Raw genomic sequence first — 14,902 nt, forward strand, 5'->3', positions numbered from 1 at the left:
TGTCGTGTTCGACCGGCCGTGCCGGTTCTTCGGCGCGGCGACCGGCGCGCTCGATCGCGCCGGCGTGCCGTGGCGCGTCGCGTTCACGACACCGAGTCTCGCCGGGCTATGGGCCGCGGCGGCAGCCGGCCTCGGGCTGACGGTGCGCTCGCAGTATGGGCTGCCCGCGTCGGTGCGCGTGCTCGATGCGGCTTCGTGCGGGCTGCCGGCCCTGCCGAGTCTGCCGCTGATTTTGCTGCGGCGCACGTCGTCGGCGACGCCGACCGTCGATCGGCTCGCGCGGATCGTGACGCAGGCGGTGCAGGATGCGACGGAGGGAGCGAAGGCGGCGCTGGCGGCGTGACATCGATCGACACGTATGCGGTCGGCTGGACAATCGGCCTATTGGAGGAACGGAGCGAACGTCGTGACAATGGTGGCTCACTCAATGGAGCCCATCATGCAAGTTGCCACTGTCCCCGAAGCCGCGCTCGATCTGCAGCGGCTGCTCGATGCCGCGATCGCGGGCGAACGCGTCGTGATTGCGCAGGACGGCAAACAGTCGGTCCGGCTGGTGCCGCTTGAACCCATCCATCGGTTCGGCGCCCTCAAGGGGCAGATATGGATGGCCGACGACTTCGATGCGCCCCTCTCCGCCGAAGAGTTGGCCGAGTTCGAAGGGAAGTAATGCGGTTGTTGATCGATACGCACATCTTCCTGTGGATGTGGGGTGATGATCCGAAACTGAGCGTGCGTGCGCGCAGGCTGATCACCTGCGCCGATGCCGTGTTCGTCAGCAGCGCGAGCATCTGGGAAATGGCGATCAAGGCCGGGAAAGGAAAGCTGGACGTCGACGTGGATCTGCTCGTCGGTGAGATCAAGACGAGCAAGTATCGCGAGCTACCGGTCAGGGCCACGCATGGCGCTGCCGTGCGTCATCTGCCACACCATCATGGCGACCCGTTCGACCGGTTGCTCGTTGCACAGGCGTGGTGTGAACCGCTGCTGCTCGTCACGGCAGACAGCCACCTCGCGCAGTATGGCGCGTCCCGAATACTGACAGTCTGAAACAGTTTCGGGAGCGAGATCCTACGCTGCCGCGACAGCGTGCGTGGACGTTTCCAGTTCCGCACAAATGGCCGCCAGCCGCTCCCTCAACCCTTCACTCGCCGGCACGAACGGCAGTCGCAAACCGTCCTCGCACCACCCTTGCGCGGCCAGCACGGCCTTCACCGGCGCCGGGTTCGGCTCCGCGAACAGCGCCGCGACGAGCGGCTGCAGCGCGACCGACAGGCGCCGTGCATCGGCAAGCCGCCCGTCGCGCAGCAGTGCGTGGACGCGCACATGCCATTCGGGCAGCACGTGCGCGCTGCTCGCGATCGCGCCGTGCGCACCGGCGCACATCGCCGCGAAGTTCTGGTTGTCGTCGCCGGACAGGATCGCGAGCGGCGTGTCGTGCACGAGCCGGCTCATCCGGTCGAGCGACCCGCCGCACTCCTTGATGCCCGCGACGCGCGGGTCGCTCGCAAGCGCCTGCAGCGTCTCCAGTTCGACGTTCACGCCGGTGCGGTACGGGATGTTGTAGACGAGCACCGGCAGGTCGGCCGCGTCGACGATCGCCTCGACGTGGCGGCGGATGCCGTCCTGCGTCGGTCGCACGTAGACGGGCGGCGTGACGAGCAGCCCGTCGGGCCGCAACGCCGCGAGTTCGCGCGCGCGGGCGGCCGCGAAATGCGTCGCACTCGCGGTCAGCCCGACGACGATCGGCAGCCCGGGCGCCGCGTCGCGCAGCGTCGCGAACACCGCGTCCTGTTCGCGCGCGTCGAGCAGCACGCCTTCACCGGTCGTCGCGCCCGCGGCCGCATAGTGGCGCGCGAGTCGCGCGAGCGCGGCATGGTCGACTTCGCCGTGGTGGAACGGCGTGATGATCGGCAGCCAGATACCTTCGAAACGTGTGTTCATGCAAAGCCTCATGGTGGAAACGGAGTGGGAAGGAACCGTTCCGCCGGCGGAGAGCCGGAGCGAGGCGTGCGAGCAAGGAGAAAGAAACGACCTGCGGGCATCCCGTCCGGCATTCGCCTGACGGGACGCGACGTCCCCGTCAGTCGAGGAGTCGTTTTTTCAGTTTCAGTCCGGCCGCGCGCGCACCTGCCGCGACGGCGGCGAGGATCGGAAGCGAGCGCAGGGCAGCGGACATGGAGGAACCGGGAAATGGGTTGAGCGGCGATCTTAACACCGGATCCGATCCGCACGCGAGCGTCCGCTGCCGTTTAGCAGGATTCGAGATTTGCTTTCCACGACTGATTGGAAAGGGCGCCGCGCACGGCCGCTAGAATGCCCGCTTACGTTTCGATGACAGCGCGTACGCGTGCCGTCACGCACATTCACCACCACTGGAAACGGGGCATATCACGATGGCAAGCATGAAGGGGATCGGTCGCTGGCTGCACACGGGCGCGGCGGCGGCGCTGGTCGTGGCGGCGACGGCCGCGCACGCGGATACGTCGATCCTGAACGTGTCGTACGACGTGACGCGCGAACTGTACAAGGACATCAACGCGGGTTTTGCCGCTGCCTACAAGCAGAAGACCGGCGAGACGATCGCGATCAAGCAGTCGCACGGCGCGTCGAGCGCGCAGGCGCTGTCGGTGCTGCAAGGGCTGCAGGCCGACGTCGTGACGATGAACCAGCCGAACGACATCGACCTGCTCGCCGAGCGTGGCCAGTTGCTGCCGAAGGACTGGCGCGCGCGCTTCCCGGACAACAGCTCGCCGTACTCGACCACGATGGTGTTCCTGGTGCGCAAGGGCAACCCGAAGGCGATCAAGGACTGGAGCGATCTCGCGAAGCCGGGTGTCCAGGTGGTCATCGCGAACCCGAAGACGTCGGGCAACGGCCGCTACGCGTATCTCGCCGCATGGGGCTTCCAGAAGCAGAAGGGCGCGACCGACCAGCAGGCGATCGACTTCGAGAAGGCGATCTTCCGCAACGTGCCGGTGCTCGACTCCGGCGGCCGCGGCGCGACGACGACGTTCACGCAGCGCGGCATCGGCGACGTGCTGGTCACGTTCGAGAACGAAGTCGCGCTGATGGACACCGGCGCATCGGGCGCGCAGTTCGATGCGGTGTACCCGTCGGCGAGCATCCTCGCGGAGCCGCCCGTCGCCGTCGTCGACAAGGTCGTCGACAAGAAGGGCACGCGCAAGGTCGCGCAGGCGTATCTCGACTACCTGTACACGCCGGAAGCGCAGGAGATCATCGCGCAACATCATCTGCGCCCGCGCGACGCGAACGTGCTGAAGAAGCACGCGGCCGAATTCAAGCCGCTGAAGACGTTCAGCGTCGAGCAGGTCTTCGGCAGTTGGGCGAACGCGCAGAAGACGCACTTCGCGGACGGCGGCACGTTCGACCAGGTGATCGTCGACCGCAAGTGAGCGCCGCGCGCACCGCGCGCTGGTCCTCACGCTGACGACGCAGCCGGCCGCTTCCGCGGCCGGTTTTTTTTGCGCCGCGCGACCGGCGGTGCGCAGGATTTCCATTCCGAACCGGCACGCATACCCGGCCGCCGCCGCGCGTGCTACGCTCATCGCCTCCCTGCTTCCGGCGCCGCGCGATGAATGTCGATTCGTCCTCCCCAGCCTCCCGCGGCCGCGGCCGCAAGATCTGGTCGGGCACGCGCCCGGTCATCGCGTACGGGATGCCGCCGCTCGGCTGGCGCGACCTCTATCACCGCGCGCTGACGGTGAGCTGGCCCGTATTCTTCCTGTCGCTTGCCATGCTGTTCCTGCTGCTCAACGGCGGTTTTGCGACGCTCTACCTGCTCGGTCATGCGCCGATCGCGAACCAGTCGCCGGCCGGCTTCGGCGGCGCATTCTTTTTCAGCGTCGAGACACTTGCGACCGTCGGCTACGGCGACATGCATCCGCAGACCGTCTATGCGCACCTGGTCGCAACGTTCGAGATCTTCGTCGGGATGTCGGGTATTGCGATGGCCACGGGGCTCGTGTTTGCGCGGTTTTCGCGGCCGCAGGCGAAGATCCTGTTCGCGCGCTACGCGATCGTGCGGCCGTTGAACGGCAGGATGACGCTGATGGTGCGCGCCGCGAATGCGCGCCAGAACGTGATTGCGGAGGCGCAGGCGAAACTGCGGCTGATGCGCGTCGAAGGCACGCACGAGGGCTACACGCTGCGCAAGATCCACGACCTGCCGCTCGTGCGCAGCGAGCATCCGATCTTCCTGCTCGGCTGGAACCTGATGCACGTGATCGACGAATCGAGCGCGCTGTTCGGCGAGACGCCCGAATCGCTCGCCGCGCGCGACGCATCGTTGCTGATCACGATCGAAGGCTCGGACGAGACGACCGCGCAGGTGATGCAGGCGCGTCATTCCTGGGAGCATGGCGAGATCCGCTGGCGTCACCGCTATGTCGACCTGATGCACGACGAGGACGGCATCACGCACATCGACTACACGCATTTTCATGAAGTGGTGCCGGTCGACGCCGATACCGACGAGCGCGGCTCGCCGGGCGCGGTGGTCAATGCCGGTACCGCGGCGTCGGGCCCGGCCGCGTAGATGCGCTCGCGGGCGGCTGGTCGCGCCGCCCACGCGCTGCACGTCTATACGTCACGCATGCAGCAGACGCGCCGCTTCGCGCTGTTCGATCGCGACCGCGCGGCGGAAGGCGTCGCGATCCTCGGCGCGCGCGACGTAGTCGCCGAGCACGCCTTCGTGCGGCAGCAGATGCGCGTCGAACGCGATCTTCAGCGTGCTGGCGAGCAGCAGGTCGGCCGCGGTGAAGCGGTCGCCGACGAGCCACGGATTATGGGCGAGCGCTTGCGCAAGTGCGCGCTGTACGCGCGTGATGTTGCCCCAGCCGAACGCGACCGGATTGCCCGACGCGCCGGTGAATTTTTCGGCCATCGCCGGTTCGAGGCAGGTCGGCGTGAAGAACATCCATTGGAGGAAGCGGCCGCGCAGCGGATCGTCGGGTGCGACGCCGAGCCTGGCACCCGGGCAGCGGTCGGCAAGATAGAGCAGCACGGCGCCCGATTCGGCGAACGGCACGCTGCCGTCGTCGAGCGCGGGCAGCTTGGCCATCGGGTTGACCTGCACGAACGCGTCGCTGCCCTGTTCGTGCGAACGCAGGTCGATCGGCACGAGTTCGTACACCACGCCGAGTTCTTCAAGCATCCACAAGGCCCGGAATGCCCGGGTTTTCGGCCAGTAGTAGAGCTTCATCGTGCCTCCGCGTTTGGGTGCAGCTGTCGGTCCGGTGGATGCTCAAGCGTACCCGAGCGCCGGCGGTTCGGACAGGGGCGCCCGGCTAGGGGCGCCCGGCCAGGGGCGGCTATCTGCGGGGGATGGCACGATGCGTTGTGTGTCGTGCGTGCATCGTGCAGAAAGCCGGGAAAAGCCTTATGGCATAAGAGGGTATGTCGATAACTAGTCATGCAAAGACTAGTTATAAATAAGTGGCATTTCCGGCGTGCCCCCGCGTCTCTTGCACGGCATCACGGAGTCCGCAGCGCACGCGCCCGCGGCAACACCGGCATCTTTCCGCAAGCGCCGATACATCGCGAAACAGGGAAATCATGGGAGACAACTCGCGCATGGCAAACGACGATCGCATCACGATCATTCCGAGAAGAACACCGGAATCCGCGGCGATGGTGGCCGAGGTCAAGCGGGCGATGTCGATCGCCGCGCGAATCAATCGCCTGACGTTCGACGATACCGCCGAGGTTCGCACATTGTTCGGCGAACTGATCGGCACGCAGGTGGACGACGGCTTCGTGTTGATCCCGCCGTTCCATGCGACGGGCGGCACCGGCATGAAGCTCGGGCGCAACGTGTTCGTCAACCAGAACTGCACGTTCTACGATCTCGGCGGGCTCGAGATCGGCGACGACGTGATGATCGGGCCGAACGTCAGCCTCATCACGTCCGGCCATCCCGTCGAGCCTTCGCGGCGGCGCGACGCCGTCGTCGCGAAGCCGATCGTGATCGGACGGAACGTCTGGATCGGCGCGGGAGCGACGATCATCGGCGGTGTGACGGTAGGCGAGAATTCGGTGGTCGCGGCCGGGGCCGTCGTCACGCGGGATGTTCCACCGAACGTGTTGGTCGGCGGCAATCCGGCAGCGGTCATCCGGTCGATCGACGAGTAACGCAACGCGCGGGCGCATGTCCGTTCGATCCAGCCAGGCCGGACGGATGTGGATAACCCGCCATCGAGGCGACTCGAAACGCTGTGCATTTGAATGGTGAGCGTGCCGCCGAGGCCGTCTGGACGGGGTTTTCCGGTGATTGCCCGATAGCCGCCGGCGGATGCGTGAGCCGCCCCTGCCGAGGGTCCGACGAAGGTCGCGTCGCGTGACCGGTTGTGGATATCCCCACACCGAAACGACTCGGCGCCCTGTGCATTTCACAGGTGAGGGTCACCGGATGATGCGGAATGCATGAAGCGGGGTGTGGACAACTCGCCCTGGAACGAGGCGAAATGCTGTGGAATTCAACGGTGAGGGGCGGCGTCCGATCACGCTGCGCGCCTGCCCGGGCGCGGTTTCCCGATCTTTATCGTGGATCGGGGCCGCGCATTCTAGCCGAACGCGCGCATGCGTGGCGGAATCACGCGTGCGCCGTGGAATGGATATCCGGTTCCAGTAGCCACCCGAAGGGCCGTGCATTTTAGCGGTGAGCGCAGGCGCGTGGTCCGCAATGTGCAGATTTCGCTGCGCATCGCCGCGTTCGCGAGCGGCTCGAGGCGCTGCGCAATGCAAGGGTGAGCGTGAACACGCGATCGGCGGTCAGTGCGCCAGGATGCCATCATTCGGCCACCGGTGCCGTCCGACGTGTCGTGTATCTCAGGCTCGCGCGCGAGCATGCGAACGGGGACAACACGAACTTCCTTGTGGATATCCGGCCGCCGAAACGAATCGCCGCACTGTGCATTTCGATGGTGAGGGTGAGTGCCAATCGGCCGATGAGCCGCTTCCAGCATGGCTTGCCGGCCGGTTGCTCGTTCCGGGGCGCGGATCGGAGATCGCTCCTCGGATGCTCATCCATGTGGATATCCTGCGTCCCGAATCACTCGAAGGGCTGTGGTTTTCAACGGTGAGGGTGTCCGCTTGGCCGGTCGGCATGGCCGGATCGGGCGTGGATAACCGCCGTTGCAGACACTCGAAGCCCTGTGTATTCCCACGGTGAGTGCGGGCTGGCGATTATCCAGCATGCGCGTTTCGGTGTGCTTGCCCGGCCGATAAGCCCACTCGCGACCCAATGTATTTCCACGATCAGTGCGAGCGCGCGATTGTGCGGCATGCGCATTCCGGTGCGACTGTCCGATCGACAAATCCACTCGCGACCCGGTGTATTGCCACGGTGAATGCGGGACCGCGATTATCCAGCGTGCGCGTTCCGGCATGCCTGTCCGGCCGACAAATCCACTCGCGACCCGGCGTATTGCCACGGTGAATGCGGGCCCGCGATTATCCAGCGTGCGCGTTCCGGCATGCCTGTCCGGCCGACAAGCCCATTCGCGACCCGGCGTATTTCCACAGTGAATGCGGGCTCGCGATCATCCAGCGTGCGCGTTCCGGCATGCCTGTCCGGTCGACAAACCCATTCGCGACCCGGCGTATTTCCACGGTGAATGCGGGCCCGCGATTATCCAGCATGCGCGTTCCGGCATGCCTCTCCGGCCGACAAGCCCATTCGCGACCCTAAGTATTCCAACGGTGAGGGTGAAAGGCGGATCGATGCGATGCGCTGGTTCCCGTGTGGATATCCATCGCCGAAACTCACTCGCCGCGCTGTGCATTTCAACGGTGAGCGCCGGTACTCGAGTGAGCCGCGTGCCAATGACGGTGTGGACATCCCGCTCGCCACGCCACTCGAAACGCTGTGCAACCGAACGGTGAGGGCGCGAGCCCGGTCGGCGGAGAGAAGCGGCATTGTGGACATCCCGCGCCACCGACCAATCGGAACGCTGTGCAACTCAACGGTGAGGATGACCACCTCCAGCCGCTGAAACCCTTGTCCAGCGGGGCGCGAGCGTCAGCTGCCGCCTACCCCGGCCGCCACCGGGCGGCCGCGATCTTTCCCCGCAAACGACCCGGCCGCCCCGACACGTCGCCGATCCCGCCCGACCGTCTCGCGCGAAAACTCTCTCAAATTCCGGCAAAAAGCTGCGCAGTTTTTCTCACTCAGGACCCATCCGAGCAAGATGAGAAAAAACATTCTCGGCTGCGCACGAAAAAATAGAGCCATTCGCTGCCGTCAGTCACGCGTCGCCCGACGCCCTGCCGAGCAGCCCAGAACAGCACAATCCGGAGACATCCCCCCATGACTGCCCGCCTGCCCGTCGACGGCACGCCTGCCCTGTCCGACTACCGCCTGACCGACAACCTGACCGCGACGCGCGGCCGGATCTTCCTGACCGGCACGCAGGCGCTGGTTCGCCTGCTGCTGATGCAACGCACGGTCGATGCCGAACAGGGGCTCAACACGGCCGGCTTCGTCAGCGGCTATCGCGGTTCGCCGCTCGGCATGGTCGACCAGCAGCTGTGGAAGGCGAAGAAACTGCTCGACGCCGGCGGCGTGCGCTTCCTGCCCGCGATCAACGAGGAACTCGGCGGCACGGCCGTGCTCGGCACGCAGCGCGTCGAGGCCGATCCCGAGCGTACGGTCGAGGGCGTGTACGCGATGTGGTACGGCAAGGGCCCGGGCGTCGATCGCGCGGGCGACGCGCTGAAGCACGGCAACGCGTACGGTTCGTCGCCGCATGGCGGCGTGCTCGTCGTCGCGGGCGACGACCACGGCTGCGTGTCGTCGTCGATGCCGCACCAGAGCGACTTCGCGATGATCGCGTGGCACATGCCGGTCGTGAACCCGGCGAACATCGCCGACATGCTCGAATTCGGCCTGTATGGCTGGGCGCTGTCGCGCTACTCGGGCGCATGGGTCGGTTTCAAGGCGATCTCGGAAACGGTCGAATCGGGTTCGACCGTCGATCTCGACGCGCTGCAGACGCAGTGGCCGGCGCCGGAAGGCTTCACGCCGCCGGCGGGCGGCCTGCACAACCGCTGGCCCGACCTGCCGAGCCTCACGATCGAGGCACGGCTCGCCGCGAAGCTCGACGCGGTGCGCCATTTCGCGCGCACCAACAGCATCGACAAGTGGATTGCGCCGAGCGCGCAGGCGAACGTCGGTATCGTGACCTGCGGCAAGGCGCACCTCGACCTGATGGAAGCGCTACGCCGCCTCGACCTGACGGTGGCCGACCTCGACGCGGCCGGCGTGCGGATCTACAAGGTCGGCCTGTCGTATCCGCTCGAAATGACCCGCGTCGAAACCTTCATCGACGGGCTGGCCGAAGTGCTCGTGATCGAGGAGAAGGGCCCCGTCATCGAGCAGCAGATCAAGGACTACCTGTACAACCGCACGGAAGGCGCGCGCCCGCGCGTGCTCGGCAAGCATGACGCCGCCGGCGCCTGCCTGCTGTCCGAGCTCGGCGAGCTGCGCCCGTCGCGTATCCTGCCGGTGTTCGCCGACTGGCTCGCGCGCCACAAGCCGGCGCTCGACCGCCGCGAGCGCGTGGTCGATCTCGTCGCGCCGCAGATCCTGTCGAACGAGGCGGACGCGGTGAAGCGCACGCCGTACTTCTGCTCGGGTTGCCCGCACAACACGTCGACGAAGGTGCCGGAAGGCTCGATCGCGCAGGCCGGCATCGGCTGCCACTTCATGGCGTCGTGGATGGAGCGCGACACGACGGGGCTGATCCAGATGGGCGGCGAGGGCGTCGACTGGGCCGCGCACGCGATGTTCACCAACACGAAGCACGTGTTCCAGAACCTCGGCGACGGCACCTACTTCCACTCGGGCATCCTCGCGATCCGCCAGGCCGTGGCCGCGAAAGCGAACATCACGTACAAGATCCTCTACAACGACGCGGTGGCGATGACGGGCGGCCAGCCGGTCGACGGCAGCATCTCGGTGCCGCAGATCGCGCGGCAGGTCGAGGCGGAAGGCGTGTCGCGCTTCGTCGTCGTGTCCGACGAACCGGAGAAGTACGACGGCCATCATGGCCAGTTCCCGACGGGCACGACGTTCCATCACCGCAGCGAACTCGACACCGTGCAGCGCGAGCTGCGCGAAACGCCGGGCGTCACCGTGCTGATCTACGACCAGACCTGCGCGGCCGAGAAGCGCCGCCGTCGCAAGAAAGGCGAATTCCCCGACCCGGACAAGCGCCTGTTCATCAACGACGCGGTGTGCGAAGGCTGCGGCGATTGCGGCGTGCAGTCGAACTGCCTGTCGGTCGAGCCGCTCGAAACACCGCTCGGCCGCAAGCGCCGCATCGACCAGTCGTCGTGCAACAAGGACTATTCGTGCGTGAACGGCTTCTGCCCGAGCTTCGTGACGGTCGAAGGCGCGGCGCTGAAGAAGGCCGCCGGTGCCGCATTCGACGAAGCGGCGCTCGCCGCGCGCGTCGATGCGCTGCCGGTGCCGGCCACGCATCTCGACGCGGCGCCGTTCGACATGCTCGTGACGGGCGTCGGCGGCACGGGCGTCGTGACGGTCGGCGCGCTGATCAGCATGGCCGCGCACCTCGAAGGCAAGAGCGCGTCGGTGCTCGACTTCATGGGCTTCGCGCAGAAGGGCGGCTCGGTGCTGTCGTTCGTGCGGATCGCGTCGAGCGACCGCTGGCTGAACCAGGTGCGCATCGACACGCAGCAGGCCGACGTGCTGCTCGCGTGCGACATGGTGGTCGGCGCGAGCGCCGAGGCGCTGCAGACGGTGCGTCACGAGCGTTCGCGGATCGTCGTCAACACGCACCGGATCCCGAACGCATCGTTCGTGCAGAACCCGGATGCGAACCTGCACGCGGACGCGCTGCTCGAGAAGATGCATCACGCGGCCGGCGACGGCTACCTGTCGAGCTGCGACGCGCAGGCGCTAGCCGCGAAGTTCCTCGGCGATTCGATCGGCGCGAACATCCTGATGCTCGGCTATGCGTGGCAGCTCGGCCTCGTGCCGGTGTCGCTCGCGGCGATGATGCGCGCGATCGAGCTGAACAACGTCGCGGTGCCGATGAACAAGCTCGCGTTCTCGATCGGCCGGATGGCGGCCGGCGACGCGGCGGGCCTCGATGCGTTGTGGAACGCGCGCCACACGGTGGCCGCGCATGCCGCGCCGGAGACGCTCGCGGAGCTGATCGCCGATCGGGAAGCGCGTCTCGACGCGTACGGCGGCGCACGCTATGTCGAGCGCTTCCGTGCACTCGTGGGTGCGGCGCGCGCGAAGGGCGACGATGCGCTGACGCGCGCGGTCGCGACGACGTTCTATCGGCTGCTCGCGGTGAAGGACGAATACGAGGTTGCCCGGCTGTACACGGACGACGCCTTCCGCACCGCGCTCGAAGCGCAGTTCGAAGGCGTGCCGGGGCAGGCCTATCGCGTGAAGTTCAACCTGGCACCGCCGACGGTCGCGAAGGCCGGCAGCGACGGCAGCGCGCCGAAGAAGCGCGTGTTCGGCCAGTGGATGTGGCCGGTGTTCGGCATGCTGGCGCGCGTGCGCAGCCTGCGCGGCACGTGGCTCGATCCGTTCGGCCGCACCGTCGAGCGCAGGATGGAGCGTGCGCTCGCCGACGACTACGAGACGACGCTCGCGCGTGCGCTCGCTGCGACGACCGCCGGCAATGCGGCGCAGGTCGTACAACTGGCCGACCTGCACGCCCGCGTGCGCGGCTTCGGGCACGTGAAGGTGCGCAATCTCGCCGGCGTGAAGCGCGCGGAGCGCGAGCTGGCACTGCAGCTCGGCATCGAAGCGGCGACGAGCGCGGCTGTGCAGCACGCGCTCGACGAGATGAAGGGCGCGGGAATGCTGAAGGGGATTCCGGTCGTCGTCGCGAAGTAACGCGAACGCGGGCGAATGTGAAAACGGCGACGCTTGAGCGTCGCCGTTTTTCGTTGGGTCCAGGCTGCTGCGTACAGGCAGCGGCCGGACCTTCAGAGAATGCCTTTCTTGCGCGTCGACAGCGCAGTCTCCGACAGGTCGATCTCGCGGAGCAGCTTCGTCAGCGTCTCGTCGGAAATCTTGCTCTCGCTGCGCAGCCGATAAAGCGCGGAGCGTTCCGCGCGCACGGCCGCGATCCGCATCTGCAGTTCCATCGTTTCGGCCTGCTTCGCTTCTGCGCGCGGCGTGGGGCCGTCCTCGGCGAGCGTCGCAAGGCGGCGGCGGTACTGGTCCATCACGCGTGCGGAGATATCCGCGCAGCGTGCGGCGCCCGATTCGTCGAGATCGACCGAGATCGCGTCGTGCGACGAGTCGATCGCGCGGATCGCGGCCTGAGCGGCGGCCGCGCGCGCGGCGCGTTCCTCGTCGCCGAGCGGGCTGCGCGACGAACGCACGCCGCGCAGCAGCAGCGGCAGGCCGATCACCGCGACGATGAGCGAGCCGAGGATCACGGCCGATGCAACGAAGATCGCCGTGTCGCGTCCCGGCAGCGGCACGCCGTCGGACAGCGCGACCGGAATCGACAGCACGCCGGCGAGCGTGACCGCGCCGCGCACGCCGCCGACCGTCATCACCGCGATCGTGCGCACGCCGGCCATCGTGCCCGTGAGGCCCTGGCGCGCGGCGCGACGGCTTGCGAACCAGCGCAGCAGCCAGACCCACAGGAAGCGGATCGCATACAGCGCGAGCATCATCGCGCAGACGTTGAAGACCATCCGGCCGACGAGCGCGTCGCTCGTGTGGTGCGCGTCGACGAGCGTGCGGCCGATGATGTGCGGCAGCTGCAGCCCGAGCATGATGAACACCATGCCGTTGAACACGAACTCGATCATCGCCCACGTGCTTTCGGCGCGCACGCGCGATGCAACGGTGCTTTTACGCGAGAAACTCGTGTAGTTCATCATCATCCCGGCCGACACGGCCGCCAGCACGCCCGACAGGTCGAGGTGCTCGGCGAACAGGTAGGCCGCGAACGGCACGAGCAGCGTCATCACGATGCCGGGGGCCGGATCGCCTTCCTGCTCGGCGTTCAGGAAGCGCGTCGACAGCGCGCTGAATGCCCACGACACGATCGCGCCCGTCGCGAGCCCGCCGGCGGCGACGATCACGAACGTGACCGACGCGTCGCGCAGCGAGAACATGCCCGTCAGCGCGGCCGCGATCGCGAATTTCAGGGCGACGAGGCCCGACGCGTCGTTCATCAGCGCCTCGCCTTCGAGGATGTGCATCAGTTGCGGCGGGATCCGGCCCTTGCCCGCGATGCCCGACAGCGCGACCGCGTCGGTCGGCGACAGCACGGCCGCGAGCGCGAACGCGATCGGCAGCGGCAACTCGGGTATCAGCCAGTGCGCGAAGTAGCCCACTGCGAGTACCGTCATGAACACGAGCCCGAATGCGAGCATCAGGATCGCGCGGCGCTGCAGGTACAGCTCGCGCTTCGGAATCCGCCAGCCGTCCGCGAACAGCAGCGGCGGAATGAACAGCAGCATGAAGATTTCGGGATCGAACGCGACGTGCAGGTTGAGCTTCGGCCACGCGAGCATCGCGCCGAACGCGATCTGCATCAGCGGCAACGGCAGTTGGAACGGCAGGATGCGCGTGACGGCGCCGGACAGCGCGACGGTCAGCAGCAGGATCAGGACTGTGAAGACGATTTCCATCGATACGGCGAATACGGGGAATGAAACGATCGTACGGAGTGTAGCGTGACAGCGTGACGGGTGCGTTCGAGAGGCCGGTGCGTGTGCACGAAAATGGTGCGTCGGAGATGCGCCGAGATGGTGCGGCAGCCCGGTGGGCCTGCGCCGCGCACGGATTGTCCGAGCCTTGCACGGAGCTTGCTTGATGTTGGTCAGCCGTCCGGCGCTGACCGGGCAACCGAGGGTCCAACCATGACATTGCACGCGTCGCTCGCTTCGTCGGGCGCCGCGTTCGAAGGCAATACCAGGAGGAAGGCATGACGATCGTGCAACAGGAGCGTCCGGCCGCCGCGTCGCCGTACCGGTTCGAGCGGGAGGTGAGTTCCGGCTTCGAACGTCTGGCGACGCAGCACCGCGACCTGACGCTCACGACCGTGTTCCAGCCGATATTCAGCCTGTCGCACCAGCGTGCGGTGGGCTACGAGGCGCTGCTGCGCGCGCACGATGCGCTCGACCGCGCCGTGTCGCCGCTCGACGTGTTCGGCGAAGCCGCGCGCCAGGGCGAGCTGCTGCAGCTCGACCGGCTCGCGCAGGCGCTGCATCTCGAGAACTTCGCGCTGCTCGGCGCGGAGCGCGAATGGCTGTTCCTCAACGTCCATCCGGGCGTGCTCACCGACCCGTTCCAGGCGGCCGCGCTGCTCGCGAACCTGAAGCGGCTCGGCATGCCGCCGCGCCGCATCGTGCTCGAAGTGCTCGAACAGCGCGCGGAAGACGTCGAGCGGCTTGCCGAGGCCGTGCGCGAATTCCGCACGCACGGCTTCCTGATCGCGCTCGACGATTTCGGCGCGGGTCACTCGAACCTCGAGCGGATCTGGCAACTGAACCCGGACATCGTGAAGCTCGACCGGATCATGCTGTCGCACGCAGCGCACCGCACCGGGCTCACCGCGATCCTGCACGGGCTCGTGACGCTGCTGCACGAGGCCGGCAAGCTGGTGCTCGTCGAGGGCATCGAAACCGAGCACGAGGCGCAGATCGCGCTGTCGTGCGAGGCCGATTTCGTGCAGGGCTACTACTTCGGCCGGCCGGCGCCGGGGCTGCCCGACAGCGCGGCCGCGACGGGCTGCATCGGCGAGCTGACCGAGCGTTTTCGGCAGCAGACCGACGCGCGCGAGCGGCGCGATGCGCAGCGGATCGCGCCGTACCTGCGCGCGTTCGAACGCGCGGCCGAGCGTCTCGCGGCCGGCGAGCCACTCGACGAGGT

Annotated in this window: 11 protein-coding genes; 8 read left to right on the forward strand and 3 right to left on the reverse strand. The window is 67.2% G+C overall.

The genetic code is table 11. From position 1 onward, the window contains the following. From G3O00_RS30820 to G3O00_RS30830, 3 genes are all read left to right on the forward strand, one after another. A partial coding sequence (locus tag G3O00_RS30820; RefSeq protein WP_241025414.1) for a LysR substrate-binding domain-containing protein occupies positions 1–343 on the forward strand: 343 nt, incomplete at its 5' end. Positions 344–439: 96 nt separating this feature from the next. Further along, positions 440–667, forward strand: coding sequence for a prevent-host-death protein (locus tag G3O00_RS30825; RefSeq protein WP_039346445.1), 228 nt, complete (start codon positions 440–442; stop codon positions 665–667). Then, positions 667–1,047, forward strand: coding sequence for a type II toxin-antitoxin system VapC family toxin (locus tag G3O00_RS30830; RefSeq protein ID WP_206145267.1), 381 nt, complete (start codon positions 667–669; stop codon positions 1,045–1,047). The genes G3O00_RS30825 and G3O00_RS30830 overlap by 1 nt, the downstream gene beginning before the upstream one ends. Before the next feature lie 21 nt (positions 1,048–1,068). Here G3O00_RS30830 and dapA read toward each other — a convergent pair whose 3' ends face one another. Next, a complete protein-coding gene (gene dapA, locus G3O00_RS30835) occupies positions 1,069–1,941 on the reverse strand; it encodes a 4-hydroxy-tetrahydrodipicolinate synthase (protein ID WP_206145268.1) in 873 nt (290 codons plus the stop codon). A gap of 452 nt (positions 1,942–2,393) precedes the next feature. Between dapA and G3O00_RS30840 the strand changes: the two genes are divergently transcribed. Next, positions 2,394–3,413: a sulfate ABC transporter substrate-binding protein gene (locus G3O00_RS30840; RefSeq protein ID WP_174937650.1), complete on the forward strand. Its 1,020-nt coding sequence runs from the start codon at positions 2,394–2,396 to the stop codon at positions 3,411–3,413. 179 nt (positions 3,414–3,592) lie between these two features. Then, positions 3,593–4,555, forward strand: a complete 963-nt coding sequence (locus tag G3O00_RS30845) for an ion channel (RefSeq protein ID WP_174935820.1) — start codon at positions 3,593–3,595, stop codon at positions 4,553–4,555. Positions 4,556–4,606: 51 nt separating this feature from the next. Here the strand turns inward: G3O00_RS30845 and G3O00_RS30850 are convergent, their stop codons facing one another. Continuing rightward, positions 4,607–5,221 carry a glutathione S-transferase gene (locus tag G3O00_RS30850; RefSeq protein ID WP_206145269.1) on the reverse strand — a complete coding sequence of 205 codons (615 nt, stop codon included), beginning with the start codon at positions 5,219–5,221 and terminating at the stop codon, positions 4,607–4,609. Positions 5,222–5,592: 371 nt separating this feature from the next. Between G3O00_RS30850 and G3O00_RS30855 the strand changes: the two genes are divergently transcribed. Both G3O00_RS30855 and G3O00_RS30860 read left to right on the forward strand, forming a co-directional pair. After that, the gene (locus tag G3O00_RS30855) at positions 5,593–6,150 is read left to right on the forward strand and encodes a sugar O-acetyltransferase (protein WP_206145270.1); all 558 of its coding nucleotides are present in this window, start codon (positions 5,593–5,595) and stop codon (positions 6,148–6,150) included. 2,176 nt (positions 6,151–8,326) lie between these two features. Further along, on the forward strand, positions 8,327–11,899 hold the full coding sequence (locus tag G3O00_RS30860; protein WP_206145271.1) for an indolepyruvate ferredoxin oxidoreductase family protein: 3,573 nt from the start codon (positions 8,327–8,329) through the stop codon (positions 11,897–11,899). A 92-nt stretch (positions 11,900–11,991) separates the two neighbouring features. Here G3O00_RS30860 and G3O00_RS30865 read toward each other — a convergent pair whose 3' ends face one another. Continuing rightward, a complete protein-coding gene (locus tag G3O00_RS30865; protein ID WP_011353391.1) occupies positions 11,992–13,659 on the reverse strand; it encodes a Na+/H+ antiporter in 1,668 nt (555 codons plus the stop codon). Between the two features lie 296 nt (positions 13,660–13,955). Between G3O00_RS30865 and G3O00_RS30870 the strand changes: the two genes are divergently transcribed. Beyond that, positions 13,956–14,902 (forward strand): EAL domain-containing protein (locus G3O00_RS30870; protein WP_206145272.1); only part of this gene is annotated, 947 nt, incomplete at its 3' end.

This window comes from Burkholderia sp. Ac-20384 (assembly GCF_017104605.1).
Classification (GTDB): domain Bacteria; phylum Pseudomonadota; class Gammaproteobacteria; order Burkholderiales; family Burkholderiaceae; genus Burkholderia; species Burkholderia lata.

Coding starts and splice junctions, on each gene's coding strand:
- G3O00_RS30865 (WP_011353391.1), bottom strand. CDS start 13,659: ATGGAAATCGTCTTCACAGTCCTGATCCTGCTGCTGACCGTCGCGCTG.
- G3O00_RS30830 (WP_206145267.1), top strand. CDS start 667: ATGCGGTTGTTGATCGATACGCACATCTTCCTGTGGATGTGGGGTGAT.
- G3O00_RS30860 (WP_206145271.1), top strand. CDS start 8,327: ATGACTGCCCGCCTGCCCGTCGACGGCACGCCTGCCCTGTCCGACTAC.
- G3O00_RS30850 (WP_206145269.1), bottom strand. CDS start 5,221: ATGAAGCTCTACTACTGGCCGAAAACCCGGGCATTCCGGGCCTTGTGG.
- G3O00_RS30840 (WP_174937650.1), top strand. CDS start 2,394: ATGGCAAGCATGAAGGGGATCGGTCGCTGGCTGCACACGGGCGCGGCG.
- dapA (WP_206145268.1), bottom strand. CDS start 1,941: ATGAACACACGTTTCGAAGGTATCTGGCTGCCGATCATCACGCCGTTC.
- G3O00_RS30855 (WP_206145270.1), top strand. CDS start 5,593: ATGGCAAACGACGATCGCATCACGATCATTCCGAGAAGAACACCGGAA.
- G3O00_RS30845 (WP_174935820.1), top strand. CDS start 3,593: ATGAATGTCGATTCGTCCTCCCCAGCCTCCCGCGGCCGCGGCCGCAAG.
- G3O00_RS30825 (WP_039346445.1), top strand. CDS start 440: ATGCAAGTTGCCACTGTCCCCGAAGCCGCGCTCGATCTGCAGCGGCTG.